16 protein-coding genes are annotated in these 18,137 nt (G+C 72.2%); 7 read left to right on the top strand and 9 right to left on the bottom strand.

The window, feature by feature from the left end; genetic code table 11:
- Nucleotides 1–4: 4 nt before the first annotated feature.
- The 4 genes from mqnC to J8M51_RS37475 all read right to left on the bottom strand — a co-directional run bounded on the left by mqnC (nt 5) and on the right by J8M51_RS37475 (nt 5,041).
- Complete coding sequence (gene mqnC, locus J8M51_RS37490; protein WP_086764847.1) at nt 5–1,204, bottom strand: cyclic dehypoxanthinyl futalosine synthase; 1,200 nt, start codon at nt 1,202–1,204, stop codon at nt 5–7.
- 114 nt (nt 1,205–1,318) lie between these two features.
- Nucleotides 1,319–2,071 (bottom strand): prepilin peptidase, encoded by a 753-nt coding sequence (locus J8M51_RS37485; RefSeq protein WP_267299842.1) that lies wholly within the window; start codon nt 2,069–2,071, stop codon nt 1,319–1,321.
- Nucleotides 2,072–2,256: 185 nt separating this feature from the next.
- The gene (locus J8M51_RS37480; RefSeq protein ID WP_267299841.1) at nt 2,257–3,957 is read right to left on the bottom strand and encodes a serine/threonine-protein kinase; all 1,701 of its coding nucleotides are present in this window, start codon (nt 3,955–3,957) and stop codon (nt 2,257–2,259) included.
- 238 nt (nt 3,958–4,195) lie between these two features.
- Nucleotides 4,196–5,041, bottom strand: a complete 846-nt coding sequence (locus tag J8M51_RS37475) for a menaquinone biosynthetic enzyme MqnA/MqnD family protein (RefSeq protein WP_086762611.1) — start codon at nt 5,039–5,041, stop codon at nt 4,196–4,198.
- Between the two features lie 380 nt (nt 5,042–5,421).
- Here J8M51_RS37475 and J8M51_RS37470 point away from each other — a divergent pair, with 380 nt between their 5' ends.
- Entirely contained in the window at nt 5,422–5,625 is a 204-nt protein-coding gene (locus tag J8M51_RS37470; RefSeq protein WP_003992177.1) for a cold-shock protein, read from the top strand.
- Nucleotides 5,626–5,775: 150 nt separating this feature from the next.
- Here the strand turns inward: J8M51_RS37470 and J8M51_RS37465 are convergent, their stop codons facing one another.
- A complete protein-coding gene (locus tag J8M51_RS37465) occupies nt 5,776–6,360 on the bottom strand; it encodes a helix-turn-helix domain-containing protein (protein WP_086762613.1) in 585 nt (194 codons plus the stop codon).
- 68 nt (nt 6,361–6,428) lie between these two features.
- On the opposite strand from J8M51_RS37465, the gene J8M51_RS37460 reads away from it, so the two are divergent.
- Both J8M51_RS37460 and J8M51_RS37455 read left to right on the top strand, forming a co-directional pair.
- On the top strand, nt 6,429–7,106 hold the full coding sequence (locus J8M51_RS37460) for an AzlC family ABC transporter permease (protein ID WP_086762615.1): 678 nt from the start codon (nt 6,429–6,431) through the stop codon (nt 7,104–7,106).
- A gap of 23 nt (nt 7,107–7,129) precedes the next feature.
- Nucleotides 7,130–7,423 (top strand): AzlD domain-containing protein, encoded by a 294-nt coding sequence (locus tag J8M51_RS37455; protein ID WP_086762619.1) that lies wholly within the window; start codon nt 7,130–7,132, stop codon nt 7,421–7,423.
- Between the two features lie 11 nt (nt 7,424–7,434).
- On the opposite strand, the gene J8M51_RS37450 is transcribed toward J8M51_RS37455, so the two are convergent.
- Complete coding sequence (locus J8M51_RS37450; protein ID WP_086762617.1) at nt 7,435–8,241, bottom strand: hypothetical protein; 807 nt, start codon at nt 8,239–8,241, stop codon at nt 7,435–7,437.
- A 347-nt stretch (nt 8,242–8,588) separates the two neighbouring features.
- On the opposite strand from J8M51_RS37450, the gene J8M51_RS37445 reads away from it, so the two are divergent.
- Nucleotides 8,589–11,354 (top strand): helix-turn-helix transcriptional regulator, encoded by a 2,766-nt coding sequence (locus J8M51_RS37445; protein ID WP_267299840.1) that lies wholly within the window; start codon nt 8,589–8,591, stop codon nt 11,352–11,354.
- A 17-nt stretch (nt 11,355–11,371) separates the two neighbouring features.
- Here J8M51_RS37445 and J8M51_RS37440 read toward each other — a convergent pair whose 3' ends face one another.
- Together J8M51_RS37440 and J8M51_RS37435 are read right to left on the bottom strand one after the other, a co-directional pair.
- Complete coding sequence (locus J8M51_RS37440; protein ID WP_086763666.1) at nt 11,372–11,881, bottom strand: inclusion body family protein; 510 nt, start codon at nt 11,879–11,881, stop codon at nt 11,372–11,374.
- 399 nt (nt 11,882–12,280) lie between these two features.
- Entirely contained in the window at nt 12,281–12,772 is a 492-nt protein-coding gene (locus tag J8M51_RS37435) for a hypothetical protein (RefSeq protein ID WP_143673478.1), read from the bottom strand.
- A 114-nt stretch (nt 12,773–12,886) separates the two neighbouring features.
- Between J8M51_RS37435 and J8M51_RS37430 the strand changes: the two genes are divergently transcribed.
- Complete coding sequence (locus J8M51_RS37430) at nt 12,887–13,210, top strand: hypothetical protein (protein WP_256966299.1); 324 nt, start codon at nt 12,887–12,889, stop codon at nt 13,208–13,210.
- 68 nt (nt 13,211–13,278) lie between these two features.
- On the opposite strand, the gene J8M51_RS37425 is transcribed toward J8M51_RS37430, so the two are convergent.
- Nucleotides 13,279–15,210, bottom strand: a complete 1,932-nt coding sequence (locus J8M51_RS37425) for an AMP-dependent synthetase/ligase (protein WP_267299839.1) — start codon at nt 15,208–15,210, stop codon at nt 13,279–13,281.
- Between the two features lie 282 nt (nt 15,211–15,492).
- Between J8M51_RS37425 and J8M51_RS37420 the strand changes: the two genes are divergently transcribed.
- Both J8M51_RS37420 and J8M51_RS37415 read left to right on the top strand, forming a co-directional pair.
- Entirely contained in the window at nt 15,493–16,473 is a 981-nt protein-coding gene (locus J8M51_RS37420) for a MaoC/PaaZ C-terminal domain-containing protein (protein ID WP_267299838.1), read from the top strand.
- Nucleotides 16,474–16,721: 248 nt separating this feature from the next.
- Nucleotides 16,722–18,023, top strand: coding sequence for a DUF6716 putative glycosyltransferase (locus J8M51_RS37415; protein ID WP_267299837.1), 1,302 nt, complete (start codon nt 16,722–16,724; stop codon nt 18,021–18,023).
- The last annotated feature ends 114 nt before the right edge of the window (nt 18,024–18,137 follow it).

The following is an 18,137-nucleotide window of genomic DNA, read 5'->3' as shown; positions in this document are numbered from 1 at the left end:
GGCGCTAGTTGGCGTTCAGGAGCTTCAGCTCGGGGTGGGCGGTTCCGCCCTCGATGGCCGTGGACGAGATGTGGGACATCACTCGCTGGTCGACGGGGTCGTTCGCCGGGTCGTCGTGGACCACCAGGTGTTCGTACGTCGTGGCCCGCTGGGCGGGGACCCGGCCCGCCGTGCGGATCATGTCGATCATCTCCTGGAGGTTGGAGCGGTGCTTGGCACCGGCCGCCGAGACGACGTTCTCCTCCAGCATGACCGAGCCCAGGTCGTCCGCGCCGTAGTGCAGCGTGAGCTGGCCCGCGTCCTGGCCGGTGGTGAGCCAGGAGCCCTGGATGTGGGCGATGTTGTCCATGAAGAGCCGGGAGATCGCGATCATCCGCAGGTACTCGAAGATCGTGGCCTGCGTGCGGCCCTTCAGGTGGTTGTTCATCGGCTGGTACAGGTACGGGATGAAGGCCCGGAAGCCGCCGGTGCGGTCCTGGACGTCACGGATCATCCGCAGGTGCTCGATGCGCTCGGCGTTGGTCTCGCCGGTGCCCATCAGCATGGTGGAGGTGGACTCCACGCCCAGGTTGTGCGCGGTCTCCATGATCTCCAGCCAGCGCTCGCCGGACTCCTTCAGCGGCGCGATGGCCTTGCGGGGGCGCTCGGGGAGCAGTTCCGCGCCGGCGCCCGCGAAGGAGTCGAGGCCGGCGGCGTTGATGCGCTGGATGGCTTCCTCGACGGTCACCTTGGAGATCCTGGCCATGTGCTCGACCTCGGACGCGCCGAGGGAGTGGATGACCAGCTGCGGGAACGCCTTCTTGATGGCGGCGAAGTGCGTCTCGTAGTACTCCACCCCGTAGTCCGGGTGGTGGCCGCCCTGGAACATGATCTGCGTACCGCCCAGTTCGACGGTCTCCGCGCAGCGGCGCAGGATGTCGTCGAGGTCGCGCGTCCAGCCCTTGTCCTTGGCCTTCGGCGGGGCGTAGAACGCGCAGAACTTGCACGCCGTGACGCACACGTTCGTGTAGTTGATGTTCCGCTCGATGATGTACGTCGCGATGTGCTCCGTACCCGCGTAGCGCCGCCTGCGGACGGCGTCGGCGGCGGAGCCGAGCGCGTGCAGCGGGGCGTCGCGGTAGAGGTCGAGCGCCTCCTCCGGAGTGATCCGCCCACCCTCTGCGGCACGGTCGAGAACGGACTGGAGGTCGGCCTTCTCGGTCACCGGGAGCGTCCCTTTCGTAAGGGTTGAACGGACCAGCCCAGCCTACGCCAGCGCCCTGCGACGGCCGACGTCAGCCTGTCCGCCGGTGGTCGACCCGGGCGGAGGGCGTGTGACTCAGGCCGCGTACGCCTCCAGCAGCAGGCCGGTGAACGCGCCCGTGATCATGAACGGGCCCAGGGCGATCAGCTGTCCGCGGACGGCGCGGCCCCGGGCCGCCAGGACCAGCGTGTACACGCTGCCGATGAGCGCGCCGGCGAAGGTGCCGAGGTATAGGGCGCCCCAGCCGTACCAGCCGAGGACGGCGCCGAGGCCGAGGGCCAGCTTCACGTCGCCGAAGCCGAGGGCCGCGGGTCTGATCAGGAAGAAGAGGAAGTAGAGGCCGCCGAGGGCGAGCGCGCCGTACACGGCGGTGCGCCACTGGCCCGCGTGCTCGGGGACGAACGCGACCGCGCCCAGGAGGGTGAGGGCCAGACCGGCGAAGGGGAGGGTCAGGGGGTCGGGAAGGCGTTGTGCCCGCAGGTCGACCAGGGTGAGGAGCACGCCCAGCGGGGCGAGGAGCAGCCAGACGGCGAGTTCGGGGCGGGTGCCGGTGGCGAGGGCGAGGGCCGCGCAGACGAGGGCGGTGGTGGTGGCGACGGCCGGGGTGTGGGGGCCGTAGGCGCAGGCGGGGGGTTCCTGGCAGCGGGCCGGGCCGAGCCAGCCGTTCGCGGTGCCGGTGAGGGGGTGGCCGGCGGGGCACTCGCGCCGCCAGGGGTGGTCCTCGTCGACGGTGAAGCGGTAGGCGGGGCGGGGGAGGAGGGTGCCCGTGGCCGCGCCCCAGAGGGCTGCGGCGAGGGTGAGGGCGGTCAGCCAGGGGTCGAGGGCCACGGGGTCAGAGTATGAGGTGGCGTTGTCGGGTGCGGGTGAGTGGGGGCTTCTCGCGCAGTTCCCCACGCCCCTGAAAAAGCGGGCTGCGCCCTGCTTTTTCGGCCCGGAAGGACCGTAGGCCCTTGAGGGGCGCGGGAAACTGCGCGACGAGCCCCCACCGGACCCGCAGCCGAACAACCGGCCCCTTACTTCACCTTCTCCAGGCGGGCCGTCGGGTCGCCCGCGTCCGCGTTGTCGGCGGTGTAGCGGAGTTCGGAGCCCACGAGGGTGAGGGTGACCTCGTGGGTGTTGCTGGTGCAGGTCTTGGGGTTGTTCTTGGTGTCGGCGATGCTGGTGACGAGGATGTGGTCCTCGGTGACCTGCTTGAGGACGAACGTGTCGTCGCAGGCGCCGCCGAGGAGGTCGACGGAGCGGAAGGTGCCCAACCGGTCGCCCACGGCGCCCTGTTCGAGGGTGACCGTGAAGGTGCCGGCGGGAAGGTTGCCGTCGAGGGCGTAGCCGTCGCCCTTCCAGGTGCCGAGGTAGGCGTCGGGGAGTTCGCCCGCCCCGTCCTGCGGTTCGGAGTCCTGGGCATGGTCGCTCGCGCTGCTGCTCGCCGACGGTGACGTGCCGGCCGTGTCACGGGCGTTGTCGCCGTCGCCCTTCAGGATGCCGAGTCCGAAGAGGACGCCGACGCCCACCGTCGCGCACGCCCCCGCGACGGCCAGGGCGACCGAGCAACTCACCCGTCGGCCCCGCCCGTTCGCCGCGGTCGTGGAGCTGGCGGCCACGCTCACGGACAGCTTGCCCGGCGGTGAGTCCGGCGCCGGTGGTGCCGTGTCCGCCACCGCCGCTTCGGTTCGCTGCCCCGGTACGTGCGTCGCGGGCCCCGCCTGCGGTGACATCACCGGAGGCGGCCCGAACACCCCGCTCCCGGACGGGACCCGCGCGTCCACCGCCGCTCCCACCGAGGGGCTGCTGAACTCCACCGGCCCGGACGGGACCTGCTCCGCCGCCTCCAGGTTGAGCAGTTGAACGGCGCTGCGGCCGACCTGTTCCACCAGGGGGCCCGGCAGCCAGCCCGCCGCGACGAGGCGGGCCGCGCCCTGGGGGGCCAGGGTGCGGGCGATGTCGTCGGGGGACGGGCGGGCGGCGGGGTCCTTGCCGAGGCAGTGCTCGACCAGGTCGCGGAGGTCGCCCTCCAGACCGTCCAGTTCGGGCTGTTCGTGGACGACCTTGTAGAGGAGGGAGGCGGAGGAGTCGCCGGGGAACGGGGACTGCCCCGTCGCGGCGTACGCGAGGACCGCGCCGAGGGAGAAGACGTCCGCCGCGCCGGTGATGCCCTTGCCGAGGATCTGCTCGGGGGACATGTAGCCGGGCGAGCCGATGGAGACGCCGGTGGAGGTGAGGGAGGCCGTGCCGTCCGTGGCGCGGGCGATGCCGAAGTCGATGAGGAGCGGGCCGTCGACCGTGAGCAGCACGTTCGACGGCTTCACGTCCCGGTGGACCAGGCCCAGCGCGTGCACCGCGGAGAGGGCTTCGGCGAGACCCGCGCCGAGGACGCGTACCGAGTGGGCGGGCAGCCGGCCGCCGTCGGCGATCGCCGCCGCGAGGGAGGGACCGGCCGCGTAGCCCGTCGCCACCCAGGGGACGGACGCCTCCGGGTCCGCGTCCAGGACGGGCGCGGTCCAGGAACCGCCCACGCGGCGGGCCGCGTCGACCTCGCGCCGGAAGCGGGCGCGGAACTCCTCGTCCAGCGCGAAGTGCGGGTGCACGACCTTGACGGCGACGGTCCGGCCGCCCGCGCTGCGCCCCAGATAGACGCGGCCCATCCCGCCGGACCCGAGCCGGCCGAGCAGCCGGTAGGGCCCCACGGCCGTGGGCTCGCCGACGTCGAGCGGTTGCATGGCCGACACCTCCCCCGTACGAGCTCCCCCGTACGAACTCTGCCGTACGAACTCTCCCCGGCGCACGACTCCCCAGCAGCGTAGTGCCGTACGCCCGAATGGGAATGCGAACGTCGGCTGCCGATCCGCGGTCGGTCCCCGACCGATCCGCGGCCGGGCGCTCCGGGCCGATCCCACAGAACGCCGAATTCGTCAAACGAAATTCCGGGAAGTTCGGCGTGGCTTCCCGGGGAAATGTTCAGGAAAGCAGGTCGACCTTCACGTCCGCCGGAAATCCGGTGGTCGGGCCGACCCTGCGCGCGAACTCGGAGACGGCGCTCAGCTGGGGGCCGCCGAAGCGGAAGTCCAGGGTGGTGAAGTACCGCTCCAGGACCCGTTCGTCGAAGGCCTCCCAGCGGGCCGCCTGCTCGGCGACCTTGGCCACCTCGGTCAGCGACAGGTCCCGCGAGGCCAGGAACGCCTCGTGCACCTTGCGGGTGACCTCCGGCTCCCGCTCCAGGTAGTCCCGCCGCGCCGCCCACACCGCGAAGACGAACGGCAGCCCCGTCCACGCCTTCCACATGGCGCCCAGGTCGTGGACCTGGAGACCGAGGTTCGGGCCGTCGAGGAGATTGGCCCTCAGCGCGGCGTCACCGATGAGGACCGCCGCCTCCGCCTCCTGCATCATCAGCGGCAGGTCGGGCGGGCAGGTGTAGTACGACGGCCGCACTCCGACGCTCTCCGCCAGGAGCAGTTGCGCCAGGCGCACGGAGGTGCGCGAGGTGGAACCCAGTGCGACGCGTGCGCCGTCCAGGCGTTCCAGGGGGACCTGGGAGACGATGACGCAGGACATCACCGGCCCGTCGCAGCCGACCGCGATGTCGGGGAAGGCGACCAGGTCGTCCGCGTTGCGCAGGAACTCGACGAGCGTGATGGGCCCGATGTCGAGGTCCCCGCGCACCAGCTGCTCGCTGAGCTTCTCCGGGGTGTCCTTGGTCAGCTCGAAGTCGAGGAGCGTGCCCGTTCTCGCCAGCCCCCAGTACAGAGGCAGGCAGTTCAGGAACTGGATGTGGCCGACGCGCGGCCGGTTGCGAGGATTGTCCACATCGCGAGGCTAGCCCTCATGGGGTACGGTGCGGGCTCCGGGGGCCTGGAGGGGCCCGATAAACCGGACGCACACCCCCTGTCAATGCTTTCGACGGCGTGTCCTCAGTGAGGCCGGTGGTGCAGAAGAGGCGATACGTCAACCCGCGAACCGAGCCGCTCAAACATCCGGGTGACGTGATCTTGCCCTCTATTGCATTCCCCTGCCCGCGTGCTAGGCTCGCCCGCAAGTTGCAGTTTGGTTTCCCTTGCAGTACAGAGCCTGCGGAGCATGTGACCGCGGGCTCTCGTCGTTTTCAGACGTATGCAGTTGTGCGGCATCTTGTTTTCACACTTGCAGGGTTCTGGAGCAGGGCAACCCTTTGGGCCCAAGGAGGGCTTATGGCTACCGGAACCGTGAAGTGGTTCAACGCCGAAAAGGGCTTTGGCTTCATCGCCCAGGAAGGCGGCGGCCCCGACGTCTTCGTCCACTACTCCGCCATCAACGCGAGCGGCTTCCGTTCGCTGGAGGAGAACCAGCAGGTCTCCTTCGACGTGACGCAGGGCCCGAAGGGTCCGCAGGCGGAGAACGTCACCCCCGTCTGATCCGTTCGATCCGAGGGATGCCCCTCTGACGACGTCTGAGAGCAGTACCCAAGGAGCCCCCAGCCGCTCGCGGCGCGGGGGCTCCTGCCTTTTCCCCGCTTCCGTACGTCCGGACTTCCGACGGCTGCCCCTACCCCGTTTCCGGCGTATTCAGATGTGCTGCATCACCAGAACGAACGTCGTGCCGGGCGCCAGTGCCTCGTACGAATGCGGTACGTCGCCCCGGAACGCCATGTAGTCCCCGGGGCCCAGCTCGACCTCCTCGCCGCTCGGGCCCGCCTTCACCCGGCCCGTGCTCACGGTGAGATGCTCCACCGTTCCCGGAATGTGCGGCTCCGACTCCCGTACCGAACCGGGTTCGAGCCGGGTCCGGTAGATGTCGCGGCGCGCGCCGGGCGGGCTCGCGGACAGCAGGACCGCCGTGTAGCTGGAGTGCTCGGAGTGGACGGTCGGCCCCTCCCCCGCCCGGACGACCTGCACCGACGGCACCGGCGGCTCGATCAGCGCACTGAACGGCACCCCGAGCGCCACACCCAGCGCCCAGAGCGTCTCCATGCCCGGATTGCCGCTCGCCGACTCCAGCTGGGACAGCGTGGACTTGGCGATCCCCGCGCGCTTGGCCAGCTCGGACAGGGAGAGCCCGGCGCGCGTGCGCTCCCGACGGAGGGAGGCGGCGATCCAGTCGAGGGGAAGCCGGGAGGGCGCCTTGGCGGCCTCGGGGGTGGTGTCGGACATGTCGTTCGCTCCAGAAGTACGATCGTTCGCCTTGACGAACAGGGTGGCCGCTGTCCACTGTAGAGAACATGCGTTCGCTGCTCCGAACACCGTATGCCCGTGACCCCGCGCTGCTCCGGGACGTCGCCCTCGTCTGTGCCGCCGGGGGTGTCGTCGGGGTCTCCTTCGGCGCGATCTCGGTCGCGGGCGGGCTGCCGGTGTGGGTGCCGGTGGCGATGTCGCTGGTCGTGTACGCGGGGGCGGCGCAGTTCAGCGCGGTCGGCATCCTGCTGGCCGGGGGCGGGCCGCTCGCGGCGGCGGCCACGGGGCTGCTGCTCAACACCCGCAACGCGGCGTTCAGCCTGGCGGTCGCCGACGTCCTGGGACCGGGGCGGCTCGCCCGGTTCGCGGGCGCGCACCTCGTGACCGACGAGACGGCGGCCTTCGCCCTGGCCCAGCACGATCCGGTACGGCGCCGGGTGGCGTTCTGGGTGTCGGGGCTCGGCCTCTTCGCGGTGTGGAACGTGTGCGTCCTGGCCGGGGCCCTCGCCGGCACCGCGCTCGGCGACACCGCCGCGTACGGCCTCGACGCCGCCTTCCCCGCCGTGCTCGTCGCCCTGGTCCTGCCCGCCCTGCGGGAGCGCGCGCCGGTACGCCGGGCCGCGCTGCTGGGCGCGGCGGTCGCGCTGGCGGCGGCTCCGGTGACACCGGCCGGGGTTCCGGTCCTGCTGGCGCTGGCCGGTCTCGTCGTGTGGCGGGCGTCGTGAGGGGCGAGGGGGTCGTCGTCGCCATGCTGCTGCTCGCCGTGGGGACGTACGCCCTCCGGCTCACCGGGCCCCTGCTGCACGGCCGGGTCGAGATCCCCGTACGGGTGCGGGAGTTGCTGGCCGGGGCCGCCGTGGTGCTGCTGGTCGCGCTGCTGGCCACGGGCGCGCTGACCGAGGACGGCGGTTTCGCCGGCTGGGCGCGGCCCGCCGGAGTGCTGGTGGGTGGGGTGCTGGCGTGGCGTGGCGCCCCGTTCGCGGTGGTGGTGCTCGGGGCGGCGGTGACCGCGGCGGCGTTGCGGGTGCTGGGGGTCGGGTAGCCCGGGTGGCTTCAGGGGCGCGGGGAGCTGGGCGACCGGCCGCGGCGGAGCCGTACCAGTTCCTCCAGCACCCGGCGCAGCCGGATCCCGCGTCCCAGGTCCGGTTCGAGTCCCTTGCCCCTCAGGAGTGCGGCCAGGGAGGCCTGGACCACCTCCGCGCCCTCGGGGGCGACTCGCTTGGAGACCTCCAGCCACTCCAGCGGCCGGTCGGCGGCCAGCGTGCAGTGCTCCAGGGTCACTTCGTGATGGTCGAGACGCACGCCGCGCCAGCGGACCGTGTCGACGGGACCGAGGACGTCGAGCGAGCCGAGGCCGACGTCGATGTCGGCGCAGTCGGCGAGAAAGGCGCGCTGGCTGTCGGAGAAGACCAGGTCCAGCGGCGCGGTGCCGGTGGCGGCGGCCTCCACGGCCGTACGCCCGCACTCGGAGACGAGGGCCGCGGAGAGCACCCGGCGGTCGCCCGACCAGGCGCCCGCCAGGTGGAAGGAGTCCGGTCCCTGCTCCCGGAAGCGCAGCCAACGTTCCGAGAGCCGGGACCGGCGGCAGGGCCGCAATTCCGCTGTCGCTGCCCCGCCCCGCCCGCTCCCCGCCCGTAGGCGCAGAATCAGTCCCGCATCCAGAAGCGGCAGCTGTCCTGGCGCCGTGGAGCGGGCGAGGTCCTCACAGAAGTAGACGCGGCGCCGGGCTCCCCCGGTGTCCGGCGCCAGCGCCCAAGTCGCGGCGGCCGCGCCCGCACCCGAGAACGTCACCTTGATCTCGACCGAGTCCAGCCGGTCGGATCCCGAGGCGAGATCCCCGCGTCCCACGGATGCCGGCATGGGCCGTCCCCCTAGTTCCGCGACCTGGTTCATGTGCTCTGTATCCCTTGGTTTTCCCGTGTGGTGCGATCCCCCGTACTGGTGGTGCGATCCCCCGTGCCGGTGGCGCCGTCCCCCGTGGCGGCGGTCCCCCGTCGTGCCTGTCGCGCCGTTCCGCCGTGCCTGTCGTGCTGTTCCGAGACCATTGAAGGCCGGGGGCGGTCCCCCTCGCTTCCGGGAAGTCCCTACATCTCCCCCGGGAACACCCCCTGGGGGCATGATGGACGCGCGGGGCCGGACGCAGGCGGGCACCAGGGGGTGGCGCATTGTTACGGGGACTCGTCGGTCGGGAGCGGGAACGCCGGCTGATGGACGACCTGCTCGTGGCAGGTGGGGCGGGCGGGGCGGCGCTGTTGCTGTGGGGCGAACCCGGCATCGGGAAGACCGCCCTGCTGGACTACGCGGCGCAGCGGGCGGCGGCCGGATCCTCCGGCGCGGCCCCGGCCACGGTCCTGCGCGCCCGGGGCATCGAGACCGAGACCGTGCTCCCCTTCGCCACCCTGGGCGACCTGCTGATGCCCCATTCATCCCTTTTCAGGGAACTCCCCGGAGCCCAGCGCTCGGCCCTGGAGTCATGTCTCGCCCTGAGCGGCGACCCGGCGGACCCGCCGGGCAATCCGTACGCGGCCTGCATGGGTGCCCTGAACGTCCTCGCGGCGCTCGGCGACGAGCGTCCGGTGGTCGTCCTCGTCGACGATCTGCACTGGGTGGACCCCTCCTCCCAGCGCGTCCTGCTCTTCGTCGCCCGCCGGCTCTCCAGTGAACGGGTCGCCCTGGCGCTCGGCTCGCGCGAGGACCACGGCGAGTCGGGCGACCGCCGCAGCATCCCGGCGGTGCAGGTGGGCGGGCTGACGCCGGAGGAGTGCGCCGCCCTGCTCGACGATCCCGCGCTGCCGGCCGGCCGGGTCACCCCCAATGTGCTCGCCGACCTCGTCCGCATCAGCGGCGGCAATCCGCTCGCCCTGCGGGAGATCGCGGGCGGCCTGACGGACGAACAGGCGCGCGGGGAGCGGCCGTTGCTGGACCCGCCGTCCCTCGGCAGCCATCTGGAGCGTGCCTGGGCGACCCGGATCGACGGGCTGCCGGACCCCGCCCGCCGCGCGCTGGTGGTGCTGGCGGCCGGCCGTTCGACGGCGGCCGGTCCGCTGCGCAAGGCGCTGGAGGCCGCCGGGCTGTCCCTCGACGCGCTCTCCCCCGCCGAGCAGGACGGCCTGATCACGGCTACGGCGGACGGGCTGGACTTCCACCACCCGGTGCTGCGGGCGCTGGTGCTGGGCCGGGCCCCCCTCGCGCATCGCTACGCCGCGTTCCAGGCGCTGGCCGAGGTGAGCACGGGCCCGCTGCACGCCTGGTACCGGGCGTCGGCGACCCCCGGCCCCGACGAGGAGGCCGCCGCGGCGCTCGCGGAGGCCGCGCGGGAGGCCCGCCGCCGCAGCGCGTTCGGCGAGTCGGCCCTCGCCTGGCGGCGCGCCGCCGAACTCACCCCCGACCCCGCGCCCCGCGCCGACCGTCTCCACCACGCCGCCGCCGACGCCCTGCTCAGCGGCTCCTCGGCGGGCCCGCAGTGGTGCGAGGAGGCGCTGCGGATCACCCCCGATCCGGCCGTACGCGCGGCGATCCAGGGCCTGTTGGGCCGGATGTACACCTGGAAGGGCGAGACCGCGCAGGCGTACGGCCTGCTGGTGGACGCCGCCGACGCCGTACGCGGCACCGACCGCACCCGCGCGTGTCTGCTGCTCGCGGAGGCGACGGCCGCGGCGCGCCTCGACGGGCATGTCCCGGCGGCGGTCCAGGTGGCCGAGGAGTCCCTCGCCCTGGCCTCGGAGTCCGGTCCCGAACGCTGGTACAGCCTCACCCTCCTGGGCGGCGCCCTCGTCATGTCCGGCCGTACGGCCGAGGGGCGCGCGATGCTGGAGGCCGCCGACCGGCACGGCACCGGCGGCGACCCCGTCCGTGACCAGCAGGTCTACGCGATCGCCGGGCAGGCGTGGAGCCGTGTGGAGGAGTTCGCGCACGGGCGCCGGCTGCTCAACACGGCCGTGGAGTCGGCCCGGCGGCACAGCGCGGTGGGGGTGCTGGGCTTCACCCTCGCCGTACGGGGCGAGTTGGAGACCCGGATCGGTCAATGGGCGTCCGCGCGGGGGGACTTGACGGAGGCGCTGCGCTGGGCGGAGGAGCTGGGCCAGCTGACCTGTGTGAGTTACGCCCTGTACTGCCTGGCGCGGCTCGAAGCGCTGCGGGGCGAGCGGGTCGAGTGCGAGGAGCATGTGGCGCGGGCGCGGCGGGAGTGCGGGGCGTACGGGATCGGCTGCCAGGAGTTCCATATGACAGCCGTGCTGGGGCTGTCGGCCCTCGCCCACGGCGATCACGACGCCGCCGCCGACCAGTTGGAGCTAACGTTGTCACTGGCCGTGGAGCAGGGCATCGGCAATCCGGAGGTGGTCCCCTTCGCGGCGGACCTGGCCGAGGCGCATGTCCGGGCGGGGAACGCGGCGCGGGCCGGTGAGGTGGTCGCCTGGCTGGAGGAGCGGGCCCGGGAGACGGGGCTCGCGTCGGCCGAGGCCGCGGCGGCGCGGGTGCGGGGGCTGCTGGCGGGGACGCCGGAGGAGGCGGAGGCGCACTTCGCGGCGGCGTCCGAGGCCCACCAGCGGACGACGGGGCCCTTCGACTGGGCCCGGACCCAGCTGTGCGAGGCGGAGGTGTTGCGGCGCTACCGCCGCCCGGGGGCCGCGCGCGCACCGCTCGCCTCCGCCCTGGCCTGCTTCGAACGGCTCGGCGCGGTCCCCTGGGCCCGCCGCGCGGCGAGCGAACTCGCCGCGGCGGGGGGCATGTCGGGCGCCGACCGGTCGACGGCGGGGGGCCTGGGCGGGGCGGCCCTGAACCAGCTGACGCCCCAGGAGTTCCAGGTGTCCCGCGCCGTCGCCCGCGGCCTCAACAACACCGAGGCGGCGGCCTCACTCTTCGTCTCCCGCAAGACCGTGGAGGCCCATCTCACCCGCATCTACCGGAAGTTGCACGTCCGGTCGCGTACGGACCTCACCCGGCTGCTGACGGCCGCCGACCTGGTGGACTGAGTCGCCCGACGGTGCCGTCAGGGGTTCTCGATGGTGATGAAGGGGTCCCACTGGAAGTAGCCCTTCAGCTGGCGGTGGCGGTCGAGGATCTGGAAGGAGAAGTGGTAGACGACCTTGCCGGGCTTCTTGACGGTCGTGCGCCAGTAGTGGTCCTCGTAGGTCTGGGTCACGAATTCCGGGCGCCCTTCGGAGCCTTCCTTCGGCATCGGATAGACGCCGTCGACGACCTCGATCTCCGGTGTCCTGATGAGCTGGTGGCCGGGGTCGCTGCTCACGTACTTGTACAGTAAGGCCTTGTACTCACTGCCGAGCGACAGTGTGGTCTCCCGCCATTTGATGGTGTCCCCGGGTTCGGCGCGGACGTTCAGTTCCGCCCCCGACGTGCCGACGATGTGGTCGTGGCGCGTCGTCATGTAGATGAGGCTCTGGTCGGCGTAGGTCGGGGCGTCCGGATTCCTCGACGCGTTGGGGTTCTGTTCGACGATCGTGGCCGCGTCGAACGCGATCATCACATTGATGTCAGCCATTTCCTCTTCCCTTTCGGAGTCCGGGACCGGCGCGAGGCCGGCGATGCCCGCGCCCATGACCAGGATCTTCTTGCGTGGGTGGTCCCGTGGGGTGTCGGTCCTGGTTCGAAATCGTAGATATGCAGAATCGATTTCGTGGACCCTTGCCGCTGGCAAAGTCCTGAAACCGCCGATTGCTTCTCTTGACGTGAATTCGGCTTGCTCGTATTTACGTACGGAGGCCCGAGTTTCACCAGGGACGGAAGAGGAGCGAGAAGAAGTCGATGCAGAGAAATGACGCGCGGAATGTGGAAATCCCGAGGACCGACGGGAAATCCGAGTGCCGGACCTTTTTCGCTACGGCCTTTTCGACACCGCCCGGGAAGCGGCGTCACGCCAAAATATCGTCAGGGCGGCGGCTCAGCGGCGTTCCTTGAAGTGCGTCACCGCGAAGATCCCGGCCGCCGCGCAACTGAGCGTGCCGGCCGCCATGACCAGTCCGCCGTCGTCCGCGTCCGGCACCCCCGGTACGTCCAGGCCCAGCCACCGCACGGCCACCCACACATAGGCCCAGGCCGCGACGCCGAGGGCGACCAGCACCATGGTGATCCACCCGTTGGCCGAGGTGCGCAGGGAGCGTATGTGGTCGAGCACCTGCCGTACGTCGAGGGCATCGGCCTCTCCGCGCAGGTGCCGCAGGTGCGCCTCGTGAAGGCCGAGAAGGAGGAGCTCCAGCACGGTCAGGACCAGCGCCGCGGAGGCGAGCCGGTCCGCGGTGTCGTGGTCCCGGCCCAGCGATCCGAGCGTCAGGACGGCGGACCAGCCCCACAGCAGGACGGCCACAACCATGCAGGCCGTGCAGAGCCTGCCCCACTTCGTGGACAGCAACCGTGTCAGACGTCTTCGCATCATGCGGCCGTACGGTATCGGCCTCGCCCATGAGCGTCGTGGGCCGTTGGCCTGGGAAGTTCGGTGACGTGTACAACCGGGGCCGGCTGAAATGACGCTCCATCCAGGTATCCCGATGTGGCGGAGACGGCCGAGGACGTCGACACCGTCGTGCGGGTGTACGTGCAGCGGCTCCGGGCCGGCGATGTGGACGGGCTCGTGGACCTCGCCGGGCCCGCGTACGACGCGCCCCGGGTCGCCGCCTACGAGCAGGTGCGGGAGTTCGGCGAGGGGGCGCGCGGGCCTGTCGACGTCACCGTGCTGGAGGGGAGCGTCGGGTACTTCAACCCTGTGCGGCTCAGCTACGCCGGGACCGGTCAGGAGCAGGAGTTGCTGCTGGTCAAGGACGACGGGTACTGGTGGGTCGCGCTGGGGGAGGGTGATCCGGCGGCCGGGATGTAGGGACGGCGGGGACGCGGGGAGGGGGCGGCTACTTCTCGTACAGGGCCGCTGCTTCTCGTCCGGGGCCTCTATTTCTCGTACAGGGCCTCGATCTCCGTCGTGAAGGACCGCTCCACGACCTCCCGGCGCAGCTTCATCGACGGGGTCAGGTGGCCCTCCTCCTCCGTGAGGCCGGTGGGCAGGACGGTGAAGGCGCGGATGGATTCGGGGCGGGAGACCAGGCGGTTGGCCTCGTCGATCGCGCGCTGGAGGACGGCGCGGAGGTCCGGGTCCGTGGCGATCCGGGCGAGGGACGCGCCCTGCTTGGCGTTCATCAGGGTCCAGTGGGTGATGCCCTCGGGGTCCAGTGTCAGCAGGGCCGTGACATAGGGGCGGCGGTCGCCGATCACCATGGCGTGGGCGATCAAGGGGTGGGAGCGGAGCCAGTTCTCCAGCGGGGCGGGGGCCACGTTCTTGCCGCTGTCGGTGACCAGGATCTCCTTCTTGCGTCCGGTGATCGTGAGGTACCCCTCGTCGTCGAGCCGCCCGATGTCCCCGGTCGCGAACCAGCCGTCGGGGCCCGCCGGGACGACCCCGCCGGCCTGCGGGTCCCAGTAGCCGCGGAAGATCTGGCCGCCGTGCAGCAGGATCTCGCCGTCGGCGGCGATACGGACACGGGTGCCCGGGAGGGGCCGGCCGACCGTGCCGAGGCGGGGGCGGTTGGGCGGGGTGACGGTCACGGCCGCGGTCGTCTCCGTCATGCCGTAGCCCTCGAAGACGTCGATGCCCGCGCCCGCGTAGAAGGCGGCGAGCCGGCGGCCGAGAGGGCTGCCCCCGCAGATGACGTAACGGACCCGGCCGCCCAGCGCCTTGCGGATACGGCGGTAGACCAGCGGGTCGTAGAAGGTGCGGGCCGCCTTGAGGAAGGCGGACGGGCCGGGGCCGGTGCCGTGCTGTTCGGCTTCCAGGGCCTCGCCGTAGCGGCGGGCGACGGCGGCGGCACGGTCGTACGAGGCGGCGCGGCCCATGCGTTCGGCGGAGGCGCGGGCCGTGTTGAAGACCTTCTCGAGGACGTAGGGGATCAGCAGCAGGAACGTCGGGCGGAAGGACTTGAGGTCGGCGAGGAGATCCTCCGTGCGGAAGCTCGGCGAGTGGCCGACGCGGATCCGTGCCCGCATACAGGCGATCGCCACCATGCGGCCGAAGACATGGGCGAGCGGGAGGAAGAGCAGGGTGGAGGCCTCCTCGTCGGTCCGCGCGCGGAAGATGGGGTAGAGGAGGTCGATCGCGTTGTCGACCTCGGCGCAGAAGTTGCCGTGGGTGAGGGCGCAGCCCTTGGGGCGGCCGGTCGTGCCCGAGGTGTAGATCAGCGTCGCGAGGGTGTCGGGGCCGAGCACCCCGCGCCGTACGGCCACCTCCTGGTCCGACACGTCCCGGCCCCGCCCGGCCAGCCGGTCCAGGTGGTCCTTCTCGAAGACCCACAGATGGCGCAGGTCGGGGATGCGGTCGAGTTCCGGGCCGAGGGCGGCGGCCTGGCCCGCCGTCTCCACGGCCAGCGCCACCGCGCCCGAGTCCTGGAGGATCCAGCGGGTCTGGAAGACGGAGGAGGTCGGGTAGACGGGGACCGTCACCAGGCCCGCCGCCCAGGCCGCGAAGTCCAGGAGCGTCCACGCGTACGTCGTCCGCGCCATGATCGCGATCCGGTCGCCCGGCATCAGACCCTCGGCGATCAGCCCCTTCGCCAGCGCGAGCACCTCGGCGGCGAACTCGGCCGCGGTGACGTCCCGCCACCGGCCGTCGTCCTCCCCGTCCTCGCCCTCGCTGCCGCCCCCGCCCCCGTGCTTACGGCTGAGGACGACCGAGTCGGGCGCGTGGGCCGCGTTGTCGAACGGGATGTCCGCGAGCGAGCCGTAGGCCGCGGGCGAGACGAGCGCCGGTACGTACGCCTCTCGGACGGTTCCGTCCAGCCGCTTCAACTCGGGTTCCACCAGGGCGGGTTGGGTGTGTTCGAGGCTGGACACGGGCGGCTCCTGGGCGTTCGGCGTGTCCGGATCGTACGGGGTTGGTGTGTGAGGTTCGTGTGAGTGTGGCGATGGTACGGAGATGGAACGGGGCCGGGCATGTGCAGTGTCGCCGACCGCCCGCGCACGGCTCATGCGCAGGTCAAGGGCGCGCCAAGTTACCTGAGGGTCGTTCATTTCCTGGGTCGGGCATAAGGCCTGACCGTCACTTACCTTGGGTAACCTGACTTTCGAGTAAGAAAGCAGAGGAAGCGCGAAGAGGAAAGAGAGAGAAGAGGAACGATGCGCACGCTCACCCTCGCCGACGCACCCGCCCTCGCGCCCCTCCTCGCCCGGGGCGCGCTCGGCTCGCCGGGCAAGAGCCTCCGGCTCCCCCGCGCGGCGGCCCGTCACGACCCCGGCGCGGACACCGGCCCCCTGGCTCCCCTCCGCCTCCCCCGGCTCGTCCTCCCCGGCGTCCGGATCGACCTCGCGCGGCTCGCCGCGTACGAGCGCGTCTGCGGGTTCCCGACCGGGGAGGACGCCGTACCGCCGACGTATCCGCACGTGCTCGGCTTTCCGCTCGCCATGCGGCTCATGTCCGGCCGGGACTTCCCGCTGCCACTCCTCGGGCTCGTGCACACCTCGATCGAGATCACCCGGCGGCGCCAGCTGCCGGCCACCGGGACCTACGAGATCACCGTGTACGTCGCCGGGCTGGCACCCCACCGGCGGGGCACGGAGGCGACGGTGGTGACGGAGGTGCGGGACGGACGGGAACGCGCGGACGGGGGCACGGGCGGGGGCGCGGACGGAAGCGGGGTCGCGGTCGCGTGGGAGTCGCGGAGCACCTATCTCGCACGGCACCGGCGGGGCGAGGGCGCGCGGGACACGCCAGGCACGCCGGGCGTGCAGGGCGCGCGCGACGAGGCCGGTGGTGGACCGGAGCCGTTGCCCGGCGTCGCCGAGTGGCGGCTCGGCGGGGATGTCGGGCGGCGGTACGGAGCGGTGTCGGGGGACCGCAATCCGATCCATCTGCACCCGCTCGCCGCGCGGCTGTTCGGTTTCCCCCGGCCGATCGCGCACGGCATGTGGACCGTGGCCCGCTGCCTCGCCGAGCACGGCACACCCCCGGCGACCCTCGTCCGCGCGGAGTTCCGGGCGCCGGTACCGCTGCCCGGCACGGTCACCTACGCGGCCGACGGACAGACGTGGGGCGCCTTCGAACTGCGGGCCGGAACGAGGGTCCATGTGAGGGGCGACGTGTACCCGCTCGTTGCCTGAGCACACGTGAACATCACAGAAACTCTTCATGGCGGGCGGGCGCTGCGGACCGACGGGCAGGTCGGGCAAGTCGCTTGAAAAGCAGTGCAGTTGAGGCGTCCGGCACCACGGACGCACCGCCTCCGCCTCGGCTCCGGCAGTAAATGCTCATACGACACTCAGGAATCCTTCTTAATCTCTCCGCACCGCGCGAACATGCCGAACCGGGGCGCGCGCCGGACGATTCACGCCAGGAAGGGCCCTGAGCCATGCCTCCCAGACGCATCGCCGTACTCGCCGACTCGGACACCCGCTGGAAGTGGGGCGCGGCCGTGGCTCAGCAGCTCGCGCCCGGACACGCGCTCGACGCGTACTTCCTGAGCGGCCGGTCGACGCCGACCGAGCGGCAGCTCGCCGAGATCGGGATCGTGCCCGACACCCGGCGGGAGGTGACCGCCGCCGACCTGGTCGACGACGAGGAGCTGGCCGCCGCCGACATCGTGGTGATGGCACTGCTCGGCGGCACGGTCCTCACGCTCACCCACAGCCTGGGGCTGGCCTGGGAGGGGCGGGAGCGGCGGCCGGTCACCGTCGCCGGGTACGTCGGTGTCGTCTACGAGAAGATGGTCGACGGGCTGATGACCCGGGCCGGCAGCGATCTCGTCCTCGCCAACTCGGCGTACGACGCGGGCCGCTTCCGGCGGGCGTTCACCAGCGTGGGCGTCGACCCGGACACGGTCGTGGAGTGCGCGCTGCCGTTCCTCGGGGGCGAACCGTATCTCCCGCCGGTGCCCGGGGAGCGGCCGTTCACGCTCACCTTCGCCGTGCAGCCGTCCGTGCCGAAGGGCAAGACCGCGCGGCTGGCGCTGCTCGAACGGGCCGCCGCGCACGCCCGCCTGCGTCCCGACCGGGAGGTGCTGATCAAGCTGCGCAGCATGCCCGGTGAGGCGACCACCCATGTCGAGGCCGACCCGTACCAGCTCCTCGTCGAGGAACTGGCCGAGGCCGCGCCCGCCAACCTCCGGCTGGTCTACGGCAACATGGGCGAGGTGCTCGACCGCACCGACCTGCTGGTGACGGTCAGCTCCACCGCCGCGCTGGAGTCGATGCACCGGGGCATCCCGACCGCGATCCTCACCGACTTCGGGGTCCGGGAGGCGCACGGCAACCATTACTTCCTCCACTCCGGGTGCCTCGCCTCCTGGGACGACCTCGACGCGGGGGCGCTGCCGCAGCCGGATCCGGCCTGGTCGGCGGCGCAGGGCATCGGCAAGTCCGACCCGTACGCCGCCGCGCGGGCCCGTCTCGCCGCGCTGCGCTCGGACGGGGTCGTGCTGCCGCCGCTGCGCCCCTACTACACGCCCCAGCGCGCGAGTCTGTACCTCGGCGATCTCCTTCGGCGGCACGGGCTCGACGAGTCCGGCCGGGCCGTGCCGGCCGCGCTCGGTGGGGGTGATTCCGGGCGGGTCAAGGGGGTGGTGCGGCGGGTGGCTCGGAGCGGGGCGAAGTCGTTGTACCGGGTGGGGCGGCAGAGGGTGGCACCTACGTTGCGGAGGTGGGGGGCGGCGTAGGGGGTGGGGGGCGGGGGTGCGTTGCCGGGTGCGGGTCCGGTGGGGGCTGGTCTTTCAGGGGCGCGGGGAACTGCGCGAGAAGCCCCACCGGAGCCGCACCCGCCCACGAACCCG

The organism is Streptomyces griseiscabiei (assembly GCF_020010925.1).
GTDB classification, from domain to species: Bacteria; Actinomycetota; Actinomycetes; order Streptomycetales; family Streptomycetaceae; genus Streptomyces; species Streptomyces griseiscabiei.
The sequence above is the reverse complement of the archived record's forward strand: the minus strand, read 5'-3'. Positions and strand labels throughout refer to the sequence as shown.

Bases quoted from the DNA above. Each gene is read 5' to 3' on its own strand.
- J8M51_RS37480 (WP_267299841.1), bottom strand. From the start codon at position 3,957: ATGCAACCGCTCGACGTCGGCGAGCCCACGGCCGTGGGGCCCTACCGG.
- J8M51_RS37470 (WP_003992177.1), top strand. From the start codon at position 5,422: ATGGCTACCGGAACCGTGAAGTGGTTCAACGCCGAAAAGGGCTTTGGC.
- J8M51_RS37465 (WP_086762613.1), bottom strand. From the start codon at position 6,360: ATGTCCGACACCACCCCCGAGGCCGCCAAGGCGCCCTCCCGGCTTCCC.
- J8M51_RS37460 (WP_086762615.1), top strand. From the start codon at position 6,429: ATGCGTTCGCTGCTCCGAACACCGTATGCCCGTGACCCCGCGCTGCTC.
- J8M51_RS37455 (WP_086762619.1), top strand. From the start codon at position 7,130: ATGCTGCTGCTCGCCGTGGGGACGTACGCCCTCCGGCTCACCGGGCCC.
- J8M51_RS37450 (WP_086762617.1), bottom strand. From the start codon at position 8,241: ATGCCGGCATCCGTGGGACGCGGGGATCTCGCCTCGGGATCCGACCGG.
- J8M51_RS37445 (WP_267299840.1), top strand. From the start codon at position 8,589: ATGGACGACCTGCTCGTGGCAGGTGGGGCGGGCGGGGCGGCGCTGTTG.
- J8M51_RS37440 (WP_086763666.1), bottom strand. From the start codon at position 11,881: ATGGCTGACATCAATGTGATGATCGCGTTCGACGCGGCCACGATCGTC.
- J8M51_RS37435 (WP_143673478.1), bottom strand. From the start codon at position 12,772: ATGATGCGAAGACGTCTGACACGGTTGCTGTCCACGAAGTGGGGCAGG.
- J8M51_RS37420 (WP_267299838.1), top strand. From the start codon at position 15,493: ATGCGCACGCTCACCCTCGCCGACGCACCCGCCCTCGCGCCCCTCCTC.
- J8M51_RS37415 (WP_267299837.1), top strand. From the start codon at position 16,722: ATGCCTCCCAGACGCATCGCCGTACTCGCCGACTCGGACACCCGCTGG.